Origin of the sequence: Archangium sp., assembly GCF_036277355.1 — a bacterium.
GTDB lineage: Bacteria > Myxococcota > Myxococcia > Myxococcales > Myxococcaceae > Archangium.
Genome location: NZ_DASUNC010000213.1, coordinates 15,453 through 27,073 on the forward strand (window position 1 = coordinate 15,453; position 11,621 = coordinate 27,073).

Consider the following 11,621-nt stretch of genomic DNA (forward strand, 5'->3'; position numbering starts at 1 on the left):
GAGAGGGGTTGTTCGCGCTACACGCCCATCGCCGCGGCGGGCACGCCAGCCGCCGCCATCGCCGGGGCCGGCATCGGCAGGGCCGCGTTCTTGCCCTCGTGGAGGGCGCTGCTGGTCGCCGTGAGGCCAATCGCCGCCGCGTACTTCAGGTACGTCTCGACCGAGGCGATGACCACACGCGCCTCCACCGAGAGGATCTGGATGCCCACCAGGGAAACCGTGGCCCACACATCGATCACGATGCCCTTGTCCAAGATGATGCTGATCACTTCCGCGAGGCTGGACGAATCGGTCGACTTCGTAATGGCCGCCATGACTGCCTCCTGTTGTGTTGGGCTCGGACCTTGGCCTTCCCGTCCTTGCTTGCCTTGACGCTTAACAGGGGGCTCCGACATGTTTGTCAATGGACAGAATCACGCCACGAAATTGAAGGGCGGCCACGGCCCGCTCAGCGTGATGTCTGTATTTTCGACAGGAATTGACGACACCGCCGTGCGGAATGCGCTCACCTGCTCGCGCGGCACCAGGAAATACAGCGAGCAGAGCGCGGGCTCGCCCGGGCGCGGGGATGGAAACTCCGTGCGGTGTTCCCTGCACAGTGGCGCCACCCTCGAGAGCAGGGACTGCTCCAGCGCCTCGCACTGCTCGCGCAGCCGGTTCTCCGCGGAGTAGTGCCGCCGACGGGCCTCGAGGTACGCGGCTCCGGAGCGGTGCATCGGCTTCACGGCCGTGTCTGGCTCGGTGGGTGGAGGGGACACGGAGAGCAGCACTCGCACTCCCAGTTCCACGCAGCCCGCGACACGCGTGAGCGCGCGCACGTAGGTGTCCCGTTGCTCATCGAGGTGGGCGCGCACCTCTGACTCTCCGGAGAGCATGCAGCCAAAGCGCATGGGCACCACATCGGCCACGGCGTGCTGCGAACGGATCACACGCGCATACTCGAGCAGGTCCGCCTTCGTGGGTGCCTCCACCCGGGCGGGCTCCGCGATGGGCGAGACCACGGCCGCGAGCCCACCGTGCACGATGCACTGGAGCCACTCCGCTCGAGCTCCATGCGGCAACGCCGCCCGCGCGTCCGCGATGCAATGGAGCAGCAGACCAGGCCTGTCAGTCATGAGTCCGCACCTCGCTCGCGTCGCCGGGCGTGTCGCCGAGGGTCGGCGCGAAGTTGTAGGCAGGCCAGGGCCCTCGCGCCGACAGGTGCAGGCCGCGCGCCGACAGCTGCTCCGCCAGGGGTTCGAGCCGTCTGGACAGCTCAGCCTCCGCGCCTCGCGGCAGGAGGAGAGCCCAATGAAAGACGCCCTCCCGTTCCGGCTGCTCCGCGTTGCGCGAAGGGGGCCGCAGCGAACGCCGCTCGAGCACAAGTCCCTCGAGGGCCCGCGCGAGCTCCGTCTGGGTCTCCTGGGCCCACGCACGCGCCGCGCGCACCGCGTCCTTCCGCAGCTTCTGCTCCATCAAGTACCGCGCGCCCCCTTGCACCGGCAGCTTCGCCACACGGGGGTCCGCGGCGAGCATGGCCTCCTCGCAGGCCCTCACATCCAGGAGTCCTTGGAGCGACCACTCCTCTTCGTGCGCTGCCTTCTCGATGAAGGCCGAGATCCGCGCCCGCTCGCGGCGGAGCAGCTCCTCGAGCCGCTCCGCCGAGGAGAAGAGGCACCCGAAGCGCAATGGCAGGACCGGGGAGGCGTGCATCATCTGCTCGATGACGGCCTCGTGGCGCAGGGCGCGCGGCCCGAGCCAGGCCAAGTCCTTCAAGTGGGGCTCGCCCACCTCCCCTGTCCATTCGTGGAGCGGCACCTCGCAGCAGATGGCCGCGAGGTCCTCGTGCACCCTCGCACCGAGCGGCGTTGCTCCGTCGATGCCCTGGCCCACCGCGACTCCGGCAGCATCCGCGCGCGCGAAGCAGAAGACGTACAGCCCCACGCCTTCTTCACTCGTGGAGCGGGGAGTTTCTCTTGCGTTCATGGTGCCCCGCAGTGTCCCTCCCGCCTCCGACAGAGACGGGGGTGCACGCGAGCTCCATGACGTCAGGAACAAGACAGGTGCTCAGGGCCGGAGCACCGTGTGTTGTCTCCTGGTCACTGATCCCTCTCCCCTCGGGAGAGGGTCGGGGTGAGGGTATCTGAATCCGTTCTTCAACCCGTGGCCAACAGTGTGGGCACGGGGTTCAACTCGAGATCCGTGGCACCCTCACCCCGTCCCTCTCCCGGAGGGCGAGGGGAAATGGGCACGGAGCGAGGGGAAATGGGCACGGAGCGAGGAGTTATTGGGCACGGAGCTCAGCGCGGACCCGCGTTCACGCCGTCAGAGGAAGCACCGGGTGACAGCTGGCCCATGACGTGCGGCTGGCCATCATCGGACTTCACGCGGTAGGCCACGGCGCCATCCCGCTGCACCGCCGTCTGGAAGACCACCCGCGAGGGCAGCAGCAGCGGGCGGCGGAACGTCGACGTCAGGGTGAGGGCAGGCGCTTCAGCCGCCTCGCCCATCTCCGCCACGCAGCGGCCCACGGTCCACATGCCGTGCGCGATGGCCCGCGGAAACCCGAAGGCCAGCGCCGTGAACGCATGCAAGTGAATGGGATTGTAATCCCCCGAGGCCCGCGCGTAGCGGCGGCCCGTGTCCTCGGTCACCTTCCACGACGCGGGACGGCTGCGGGCGAAGAGCTCGTCCTCCTGCGTGGCGGCGGCCGTGGCACTCGCGGGCCGCTCCTCACGAGAGCGCTCGCCAGCACCGGGCAGGCGGCGCAGCATCGTGGTGACGGCGCTCCACACGAGCACCCCGTCCTGCTCCACACGGGTGTGCAGGTCCAGCTCGCGGCCCTGCCGCACCTCGCGCTGGCCCTCCACCGACGCCACCACGGAGAGCGAAGCGCCCTCCGCCAGCCGGCGGTACTGTCGGATGTGGTTGCGCACGTGGATCATCCCGAGCAGCCGGTAGGGAAACTCGGAGCGATTGAGCAGGGCCAGGTGCAGCGGCGCGGCGAGCACCTGGGGATAGGTCAACGGCAGGTAGCCGTCCGCCGGGAAGTCGCACACCTCACGGTAGAGCGCGAGCTGCCGCGGATCCGGCGTGAAGGAACGCATGTGCACCTCGAGCCGGGGCACATCGCTCGGACGCGCGGAGCGGCGGGCCACGGCGGCCCGCAGCAGTTCCACGGCGAGGGACGGAGGTTCAACGAGCTCCAACACTGGCGGAGAAACGGACAAGATGTATGGCTCCTGTGATGTCTGCGTATTCAATCCGTCCACCGTCCTTTCGACGTAGAGGCGTCTGGGCTGGTCTCAGCCCGCGGCGTAGATGCGGCGGTGTTCGCGGATCTCCTTGAGGCGGAACTCCCCCGGCGCCGGGGTCAACGGCTCCGGCGCGTCCGAGGCCAGCCGCATGATGCGCTCGTACTCCTCCACCGAGACGCGCTCCCGCTTCGCGAGCACCGCCTCCACGTCCGCCTGGGCCATCCGCTTCGCGGCCCCCTCCCCCACCACGCCCGAGTAGAACTCCGCGACGCACCCGCTCCCGTAGGACAGCAGGCCCACCCGCTTGCCGGCCAGCGCGGCGCCCTCCCCATGCAGCAGCCCCGCGAGCGCCAGGTACAGCGACGCCGTGTACACGTTGCCGATGCGGGCGTTGAGCCCCAGCGACGACGCCACCTGCGCCTCGTAGCTGGCCTGCGACTTGGCCGCCTCCTCGCGTGCCGCCGGAGTGCTGTTGCGGCTGCCCGGCGCGTCCTCCAGGTCGCACAGCCTCAGCTGCGTGTGCGCCTTGCGTGCCATCTTGCAGAAGGGCACGTGGTAGAGGATGCGCGCGAGCTGCTCGCCCGGGAGCGAGTCACTCCAGCGCACCACCTCGTGCGCCAGCGCGCGCTCGCGCCAGCCGCGGTACGCGCCCGAGAGCGCATCCAGGTAGCAGCTGATGGAGTAGTGCCCGTCCACCACCGCCTCCCGCCGGCCGAGCGGCCGCCAGAAGTCATACACATCCATGGAGCACACGCCGTTCAGCCCGATGTCCAGCGCCAGCAGGTCCGGCTGCTCCGATACCAGCAGCGCCACCGCGCCACCGCCCTGGGTCGGCTCGCCCGCCGTGTTCAGCCCGTAGCGCGCGATGTCCGAGCACACCACGATGGCCGAGCGGCCCGCCGCCGCGCCCGAGGCAATCCACTCGGCGGCCGCCATCAGCCCCGCGGTGCCGCCGTAGCACGCGTGCTGCGTGTCGTAGGTCCGCATCGTCCTCGGCAGCTTCAGCAGCCCCTGGACGTGCGAGGCCACCGCCTTCGAGTGGTCCACGCCCGTCTCCGTGCCCACCACCAGCATGCCCACCTTCGACGGATCCACGCCGTTGCGCTGGATGAGCCGCGACGCGGCGCTCGCGGCGAGCGACACCGAGTCCTCGCCCGGATCCGCCACCGCCATCTCCTTCGCACCCAGGCCCGCGGTGAACTTCGCGGGATCCACACCCCTGGCCCGGGCCAGGTCCTCGATGTCCACGTACCGGCGGGGGACCGCGATGGCCAGCGCTTCGATTCCAACCTGCTTCTTCATGGAAAGCTCCTCAGCCTCGTGGGCTCACTGCAGCTCGGGGGGAACCAACACCAGACGGCCCGCGACCTCGCGGTTCTCCAGACGGAAGTGCGCCCTCCCGGCCTCCGCCAGCGGCACCGCCTCCGCCACGAAGGGACGGATCTTCCCGTCCGCCACCAGTTGCAACGACTGGTCCAGCTCCTCGCGCGTGGTGGCGTACGCCCCGAGGATCTCCAGCTCCTTCACGATGACCAGGCCCGGATTCAGGTCCACCGTGCCCGTCTCCAGGTTGCCCACCACCACCACCCGGCCGCCCGGCGCCATCGCCTTCAGCGTCTGCCCGAAGGTCACGCTGCCGACGATCTCGATGGCCACGTTGACGCCCTCGCCGCCCGTGCGCCGCCGCGCCTCGGACGCGAAGTCCAGCCCGCGCGAGACGATGACCTCGTCCGCGCCCGCCTCGCGCAGCGCCTGCACCTTCGCCTCACCGGACGTCACCGCGATGACTCGCGCCCCGTCCAGCTTCGCCAGCTGCACCGCCGCCAGGCCCACGCCACCGCTCGCCCCGGTGATGAGCACCGTCTCCCCATCCCGCACCCGGCCGCGCGTGCGCACCGTGTGCACCGCCGTGCCGAGCGTGCAGCACACCGTGGCCGCCACCGGCCAGGGCAGGTTCGCGGGCACCCGGCCCAGTCCCGCCACCGGCGCCGTCATGTACTGCGCGTAGCCTCCGGAGAGCTCCTCCCCGAAGAAGCGGTTGTCCTTCTTGCACAGGCTGTTGCGCCCGCTCTTGCACAGCGCGCACTCGCCGCACGAGAGCCGCTGCAGCGTCGCCACCCGGTCGCCCACCTTCCATCCCGGCGTGTCCGGGCCCACCTCCACCACCTCGCCAGCGGCCTCGTGGCCGAGAATGGCGGGCACGTGCGTGCGCGGCAGGTTGCCCCGGCGGTTGATGACGTCGTGGTAGCAGACGCCGCAGGCATGCACGCGGATGAGCACCTCGCCTCGTCCCGGCCGGGGATCGGGCACGGACTCCAGCTTCAAGTTGCTCGCCTCACCAAACTCACGCAGCACGACAGCCTTCATGGGGGCACTCCCTGGCCGGTAAAGACACTCTGTCTGGGTATGGAAGACTCAGGCGCCCACGAGCTGATCTCGGAGGCCTCTGGAATCGATGGCGCGGATGGCGGACACGGTGCGCGCATCCGGAAGCGGCGTGACGGGCAGCGGCTCCTCCACCTCGAAGGAGAAACCGGTGCGCTCCTGGATGGCCTCGAGCTCCACCCAGGGATGACGGGCCAGCAGCCGGGCCCCGCCCGCCCCGAGCTCGAAGACGCCCAGGTCGGAGATGAGCTTCACCGGGCGGTGGTCATCCCGCGTGGTCGCCACCTGCACCTCGGGCACGAGGTTGCGGCGCGACTGGCGCGGCACCACCAGGATGGGCCGGCGCACCCACTGCCGCAGCGTCGCCGCCCCCGCCACTCCGGGGAACTTGCTCCGCGGCCGCTCCAGGCTGCCCGAGGCCGTCATGTTCGTCCGCCCCTGCGCATCCACCTCGGCGGCCCCGAAGAAGACGGTGTCCACCCTCCCCCGCCGCGCATGGTCGAAGAGGTCCGGGATGGTGATCTCCGCCGAGCGTCCCTCCAGGTAGCCGAGGTCCTCGGACGAGGGGTACAGGAACGGCAGGTCCGGATCCAACGAGCCCACACACGACAGGTACGTCAGCCCGGGCGCATGCGTGGCCCGGGCCACCGCGATGGCGAGGATGGCCAGCGGCGAGGCGACTCCGGTGGCCACCACCGCCCCATCATCGATCTCCTGGGCGAGCAGCGAGACCACCAGCTCCGCGGGAGTCACGGCGGGCGCCACGTTCATGCCGCCCTCCGCGTCTGGAGCATCGCGCTCAGGAACTCCGCCTCCCGCCCGGCCTCGGCCAGCGCGAGGTAGTCCGCCAGCATCGCGTCGTCGTGCGGGTACAGCCCGGTGCACCCGGTGGGCAGCGCTCCCTGACGCGCCAGGGCCACCCGCTCCACCTGGAAGCCGGGAATCGTCACCCGGGGAAGCTTGGACACGCGCTCCTCGGCCGTGGCCAGCACCCGCCGGGCCGCGCCCGCCACCAGCACATCCGTGGTGGGGTCCTCGATGAACAGGTTGCCCCGCTCGTCCGCCGCGCGCGCGTGGATGAGCGCCACGTCCGGGTAGAAGGCCGGCTCCACCGGCACCCGCTGCCCGGTGAACGGATCCACCACCGTCTGGAGCGGATCCGCGTCGGCCAGCTCGGACACGTCCGCGTCCGGCGCGGGCAGGAAGGGCACGCCCATGGACGCCGCGCGCAGCCGCTGGACGATGCGGTAGCCGTCATGCTCGCGCCACTGCAGCCGCCCCTGCTCGATGGCCCGCTTGAGGCAGGGCATGGGCCGCACCCGGTTCTCCAGGTTCAGCGCTCCGAAAGGCAGCTCCACCCGCGACAGGCAGCCTCCGGCCACCAGGAACTCGGCGGGCAGCGGGTTGGGCAGGGAGATCAGCTTCAAATCCTTGCGGCCCTGGGCGATCAGCTCCAGCACCATGGCCATGGGCGCGCGGCCCAGCATGAAGCCACCCGGGGCCAGCCACGCCCCATCCGGGATGGAGGCCACCAGCTCGGACAGCGAACCCCAACGGCCCGGCTTCATGACTTCTCCCCCACCGCCACGGGGGGAACGATCGACAGCTGCGGAGCCCCCGCCCCAGGCACGGCCGCCACCGCGGGCGTGGCGAGCCCACCGAAGAGCAGCTCCACCATCTCGTTGGAGACCTGCTCGGCCGACAGCCGCCCATCGGGCTGGAACCACTTGTAGATCCACAGCACCATGCCGAGGAACGAGAACGCCGCCACGGTGGGCTGCACGGCCCGGATGCGTCCCAGGCGCACGGCCTCGGAGAAGGCGTCCTCCAGGAACCGCACGTAGGCCTTCTTGCGGCTGTCGATGAAGGCCCGGGCCTCACCGGTGAGCGTGGCGTGCTCGTGGAGGATGATGATGACCTCCTTGCTGCACCCGCCCGTCACCAGGTGGATGTTGAGCCGCATGCACTCGCGCAGCCGCTCGACGGGATCCTCCAGGTGGCGCACCTGGTCGAGCACCTGCTGCTCGAAGGCATCCATCCCGTAGCTCATGATGTCGAAGAGCAGCTGCTCCTTGTTCTGCACGTGGTGGTAGAGCCCCGCCTTCGTCATCCGGCACGCGGCGGCGATCTCCTGCATCGACGTGCCCTCGTACCCGCGCTCGCAGATGAGGCGCGCCGCCGTCTCCAGGATGGTCCTGTAGCGCTCGCCGTCATCTGGCCTTCGCCCCGAGTTCATCGCGTGTCCTCCGTGGGTAGCCGTCCGCCACCCGGACGACCTACCGACCGGTCGGTAAATGCACTCGACCGACACGGGGCGTCAAGCCAAAATCACCCGAGGGGGAGGGACACTCGTGAAAACAAGGGGTTGGCGGATGCCTCCTCCCCGGACGGAAGGGACAGGGCTCGCTGCATCACCCACACGGACATACCCACCTTCCTGGCGCCAGAGAGGCACGGCAGGAGGCGGAAGATGGCGCTGAATCTGAGGAAGCGGCTCGCGGTGGCGGGGGCGGTGCTCGGGGCTTCGCTGTTCACGTTGGCGGTGGCCAACGCGCAGTTCGATCCCACCACGGGACAACCCACGACGCCCGGCATCTCGCCGACGCCCCCGGGGCTCACGCCCCCACCGGGCGTCTCGCCTTCACCGGGGAGCGTGCCCACGACGACTCCGTCCCCCTATGACACGGATGGAGGCCTCGGTGGCTCGGGCATCAACCCCATGCCGAGCTACCCCTCGCCCTTCGACTCGACGGACGCGGGGCTGGGCGGCTCCGGCGGACTCATGCCTCCCCCCATCCTGGGCGATCTGGACGCGGGGCTGAGATAGGCAAGGAGACATCCATCCGACAGATGCCCCTCCCGGGAGGGCTGTTTACAACCGGGAACCTGCGCCTCCTGGTGACCATCAACAGTACTTCCGGAATCCGGGCACTGCGCCCTGGACGGCGGCGGGTGCGGCGCTCCGGGGCCCGAAGGACGAAGTGCTCAAGCCGGTGCTGCTCTGGCAGCCGCCCCCCATCCTTCCGGACGCGCCGGGAGAGGCGAGCGACCAGGGTGTCGTGGTGGACGTCATCGCCACGGAGAGGGAGGCCCGGTGGACGTACACCCTCATCCTGTGGGACGCCGGGCGTCAGCGCACCGTCACCCTTGGCCATGTAACATTCCCGTAAGGGGCAGGACCGTGGGCGACTGAGGCGCAGGGCAGCAGGCCCCGTGTCGTTTCGCCCGTCAGTCCCGGTGCCGCTCCGCCACGCGGTAGAGACAGGTGAGGGAGCAGTCCAGCAGCGACTGTCGCGAGCGCATGTAGTTGCGGGCCCGGACGAAGGGAAGCCACACGCGGTTGCCCACGAGTACCTGAGCCTCCTCGAGCTTCTGGCGCGGAATCCACCGGCCGCCCAGGTTGCGCACCAGCACCTCACCCAGGTACGCGCCAATGGCGGGCACCGCGTGCTCGTCGATGGCTTCGCGCAGCCGGCTCTTGGGGAATTCCTCGCTCCAGAAGTAGTAGTCGGCATCCGTGAGCGACTCGGGCGTGGCCTTGAAAACGGAGGGCACCTCCGAGTGCAGCAGCGCCACAAGGTGCTCGGCGTAGAGGCTGTACTGCTGGAGAGCGCTCTCCACATTCTCTACATCCGCAGGCAGGGCAGCGTCAGCGGGGCGCCACTCCTCGGGCTCAGGAGGGCACCACGCGTTGAGCTCGGCAATCCGCCGCTGACGCTCGTGACTCGCGGCGCCGTCCACTACCCGGGAGAGAAGCGGGGCCAGGTCCGGGTGGAAACGAGGCTCCACGGGGGCCAGCATGGCGCTGCGCTCACGCAAGTTACGCAACACGGTGTCGAAATCAAGGTCCGGCCGGAGGTGGGCGTGGGCTCGAGCCTGTGCGAGCCGGGCCTCCTTGCTGGCGAAATCCGCCACGGTGGGCCACGTCACCAGGAGGACGGAGCCGTTGGGCAGTTCCTCCACACGGTGGGCTGGGGTGGACAGCATTCGCTCGCGACCAACCGTCTCCACCAGTTTGGGACCGAAGACGTTGAGCCAGAACACCTCGTAGACTTTGTCGAACCCGTCTTCGCGGCAAGTCTTCTTGTCGCGGCCGAAATTGGGAGAGTCCGCCAGTATCATGTCATCAGTGCTGTGAGCCACGGCATGCGTGACGGGATAATGGGAGGCCCATGTCCTCACCATTTCCACGAAGTGGTGGCAGCGCTCCGCCTCCGCGAAGAAGGAGAGGGGCTTTACGTTGATGAAGATTCCCAGTCTGGGAGGCAGCGGCGGAAACCAGAGACTGAGCGATATATCCAATGCGGGCCACTTCGTGCGATAGAGCCCGAACACCGTGCTGTTCTCGTCGCGCCGCTCCTCCAGGGACTTCCAGACGGCGGCGCGGGAGTATTTGCGGCGCCGCTTGCCGTTGACGATGTCCGGCATCCACTCTCCGGCGTATTCCTCGAGTGCCTGAAGAAAGGGCTCCAACTGTCCCTCCAGCGCCGCCTGCTGGTCGAAGACAGTGTCGAACTCGAGTCGCAGGAGATCCTCCGGTTTCAGATCGTGCACACTCAGCCACTTCATTGGACGACCACCTCGACTCCCGGAACCGCAGCCTCTGTTTCGCTCACGGCGCTCCTCAACATCTTGTCATTCTTGGGCATGAGTTTGCCCCCCTCGTAGATGAGGCGAACTCTCGATACCTGCACCTCGCCGCTCCCTGGGAAGAAGGGTTGGATGGAGCCTCGGCGGATATCCAACGTCTCGCCGTACTTCCGCAGAGCTTCAATCGCGTCCGCCTTCATTTGCGCCTTCAGTGCTTCTTCCTCTAGCAGCGCGAGATCTCGGCTCTTGAAACTGAACGCCTCCACACGCCGTGGCCCTCCGCCAATTCCCCCCTCTTCGATGACGAGCACGTCCGCGAAGCGCAGGCCGGTGCCCGGCTTCCGCACGCCCACCTGCGTTTCAAGGCGGGGCCTGTCGAAGTCCTCCAGGAAGAGGCGCTCGGCCCGAGGCTTCAGCGCGTCCTCTTGCAGCAGCTTCACCATGTCGCGCTCGAAGGCCAGCCCCCGGGCAAACCACCCGCGCAACTGCTCGTAGCCTGCCCATTTCAGCGTGCCCTTGTTGGCCTTGCCCTGCTCCACCTCCCTGAAGCGCTCGTTGTAGTACTCCACGTACTCGCGCCAGCGCGGGTTGCCCCGGGCCTCGGGCGGTGGGGCGTCGAGGGAGGGGCGGTGTTTTTCGAGGACCGCCACGTCCTTGGGCAGGCGCGGGCCCGTGGCCTCGAGCTCCGCCGCGGCGAGCTTCGCTTCCACCACCTCCCGCGTGTGGCCTACGCCCTCATCCACCAGTGAGGCCAGGGTGCCAGACCGCTCCCCGACAACGGCCGTCTTGGGGGAGAGACGTGCGGCTTCGTCCGCCGAGCCAGCGGCTTCCCCGGCGCCCGCCCCGCTTTTCGCGGGCGGGGAGCCCGAGGCCCCAGACCTGGCCTTGGACATGAGGGGCCGTGCACTGGCCACATTTCCCCGGGCCTCGTACAGCGCCAGCGCGGCGTCCGCCCCTCCCTCGACCACGAAGCGCCCTGCCTCACGGCTGGCCCGGATGTAGCCCGCCAGGTCGCGCAGGCCCTGGAGGTTCATCACTTCTTGGAGCTGCCGCGCCGTCTCGGTCAGGGCCCGAAGCCGCGATTCCACAGCTTGCACCCCGGTGCGCAGGCGCAAGCGCACGCCCGCGGCGCCTTCCCCCTTGGCAAGGTAGCGCACGCCCTTGTAACCCCCGATGAGGGCCAGCACCAACGCAGGTGCCGCCTCACGCGTGCCCTCCTCCATCTCGCCGTTCCGGAGCAACCACACGCCATGGAGGGAGGTGGCGACAAAGTGGTAGCTGCCCAGCGGCACACCAAAGGTGACGTGGTCAAACGCACTCACCGCCATGTCGTCCGCCGAGGCGTTGAGCACCCCCTGCTTCTCGGCCTTCTCGAGGGCCTCCTGGTACTCCGGCGGCAGTTGGCCGCGG

Annotated in this window: 11 protein-coding genes and 2 pseudogenes; 2 read left to right on the top strand and 11 right to left on the bottom strand. The window is 69.2% G+C overall.

Annotation, left to right across the window (positions count from 1 at the left end):
* Positions 1-107: 107 nt before the first annotated feature.
* The 9 genes and pseudogenes from gvpJ to VFZ09_RS51445 form a co-directional block, all read right to left on the bottom strand.
* Positions 108-314 (bottom strand): annotated as a pseudogene (gene gvpJ, locus VFZ09_RS51405) (gas vesicle protein GvpJ); the annotation flags it as partial.
* 99 nt (positions 315-413) lie between these two features.
* Positions 414-1,115 (bottom strand): GvpL/GvpF family gas vesicle protein, encoded by a 702-nt coding sequence (locus VFZ09_RS51410; RefSeq protein ID WP_329735235.1) that lies wholly within the window; start codon positions 1,113-1,115, stop codon positions 414-416.
* Positions 1,108-1,965 carry a GvpL/GvpF family gas vesicle protein gene (locus tag VFZ09_RS51415; RefSeq protein ID WP_329735236.1) on the bottom strand — a complete coding sequence of 286 codons (858 nt, stop codon included), beginning with the start codon at positions 1,963-1,965 and terminating at the stop codon, positions 1,108-1,110. The genes VFZ09_RS51410 and VFZ09_RS51415 overlap by 8 nt, the downstream gene beginning before the upstream one ends.
* Positions 1,966-2,279: 314 nt before the next feature.
* Entirely contained in the window at positions 2,280-3,209 is a 930-nt protein-coding gene (locus tag VFZ09_RS51420; RefSeq protein ID WP_329735237.1) for a MaoC family dehydratase, read from the bottom strand.
* Between the two features lie 75 nt (positions 3,210-3,284).
* On the bottom strand, positions 3,285-4,538 hold the full coding sequence (locus tag VFZ09_RS51425; protein WP_329735238.1) for a hydroxymethylglutaryl-CoA synthase family protein: 1,254 nt from the start codon (positions 4,536-4,538) through the stop codon (positions 3,285-3,287).
* Between the two features lie 24 nt (positions 4,539-4,562).
* Positions 4,563-5,603 (bottom strand): alcohol dehydrogenase catalytic domain-containing protein, encoded by a 1,041-nt coding sequence (locus tag VFZ09_RS51430; RefSeq protein ID WP_329735239.1) that lies wholly within the window; start codon positions 5,601-5,603, stop codon positions 4,563-4,565.
* A 48-nt stretch (positions 5,604-5,651) separates the two neighbouring features.
* Complete coding sequence (locus VFZ09_RS51435) at positions 5,652-6,392, bottom strand: CoA-transferase subunit beta (RefSeq protein WP_329735240.1); 741 nt, start codon at positions 6,390-6,392, stop codon at positions 5,652-5,654.
* On the bottom strand, positions 6,389-7,189 hold the full coding sequence (locus VFZ09_RS51440; protein ID WP_329735241.1) for a CoA transferase subunit A: 801 nt from the start codon (positions 7,187-7,189) through the stop codon (positions 6,389-6,391). The genes VFZ09_RS51435 and VFZ09_RS51440 overlap by 4 nt, the downstream gene beginning before the upstream one ends.
* Complete coding sequence (locus tag VFZ09_RS51445) at positions 7,186-7,857, bottom strand: TetR/AcrR family transcriptional regulator (RefSeq protein WP_329735242.1); 672 nt, start codon at positions 7,855-7,857, stop codon at positions 7,186-7,188. The genes VFZ09_RS51440 and VFZ09_RS51445 overlap by 4 nt, the downstream gene beginning before the upstream one ends.
* A 234-nt stretch (positions 7,858-8,091) precedes the next feature.
* Between VFZ09_RS51445 and VFZ09_RS51450 the strand changes: the two genes are divergently transcribed.
* Positions 8,092-8,448: a hypothetical protein gene (locus VFZ09_RS51450; RefSeq protein ID WP_329735243.1), complete on the top strand. Its 357-nt coding sequence runs from the start codon at positions 8,092-8,094 to the stop codon at positions 8,446-8,448.
* Positions 8,449-8,602: 154 nt separating this feature from the next.
* Positions 8,603-8,791 carry a hypothetical protein gene (locus tag VFZ09_RS51860; protein WP_414640824.1) on the top strand — a complete coding sequence of 63 codons (189 nt, stop codon included), beginning with the start codon at positions 8,603-8,605 and terminating at the stop codon, positions 8,789-8,791.
* 58 nt (positions 8,792-8,849) lie between these two features.
* Here VFZ09_RS51860 and VFZ09_RS51460 read toward each other — a convergent pair whose 3' ends face one another.
* Together VFZ09_RS51460 and VFZ09_RS51465 are read right to left on the bottom strand one after the other, a co-directional pair.
* Positions 8,850-10,190 (bottom strand): hypothetical protein, encoded by a 1,341-nt coding sequence (locus VFZ09_RS51460; RefSeq protein WP_329735244.1) that lies wholly within the window; start codon positions 10,188-10,190, stop codon positions 8,850-8,852.
* A pseudogene (locus VFZ09_RS51465) lies at positions 10,187-11,621 on the bottom strand (hypothetical protein); the annotation flags it as partial. The gene VFZ09_RS51460 and the pseudogene VFZ09_RS51465, both read right to left, overlap by 4 nt.

What these genes read in the sequence shown, in the direction of transcription:
- VFZ09_RS51440 (WP_329735241.1), bottom strand. Translation starts at nt 7,189, where the DNA reads ATGAAGCCGGGCCGTTGGGGTTCGCTGTCCGAGCTGGTGGCCTCCATC.
- VFZ09_RS51460 (WP_329735244.1), bottom strand. Translation starts at nt 10,190, where the DNA reads ATGAAGTGGCTGAGTGTGCACGATCTGAAACCGGAGGATCTCCTGCGA.
- VFZ09_RS51415 (WP_329735236.1), bottom strand. Translation starts at nt 1,965, where the DNA reads ATGAACGCAAGAGAAACTCCCCGCTCCACGAGTGAAGAAGGCGTGGGG.
- VFZ09_RS51445 (WP_329735242.1), bottom strand. Translation starts at nt 7,857, where the DNA reads ATGAACTCGGGGCGAAGGCCAGATGACGGCGAGCGCTACAGGACCATC.
- VFZ09_RS51425 (WP_329735238.1), bottom strand. Translation starts at nt 4,538, where the DNA reads ATGAAGAAGCAGGTTGGAATCGAAGCGCTGGCCATCGCGGTCCCCCGC.
- VFZ09_RS51430 (WP_329735239.1), bottom strand. Translation starts at nt 5,603, where the DNA reads ATGAAGGCTGTCGTGCTGCGTGAGTTTGGTGAGGCGAGCAACTTGAAG.
- VFZ09_RS51435 (WP_329735240.1), bottom strand. Translation starts at nt 6,392, where the DNA reads ATGAACGTGGCGCCCGCCGTGACTCCCGCGGAGCTGGTGGTCTCGCTG.
- VFZ09_RS51450 (WP_329735243.1), top strand. Translation starts at nt 8,092, where the DNA reads ATGGCGCTGAATCTGAGGAAGCGGCTCGCGGTGGCGGGGGCGGTGCTC.
- VFZ09_RS51410 (WP_329735235.1), bottom strand. Translation starts at nt 1,115, where the DNA reads ATGACTGACAGGCCTGGTCTGCTGCTCCATTGCATCGCGGACGCGCGG.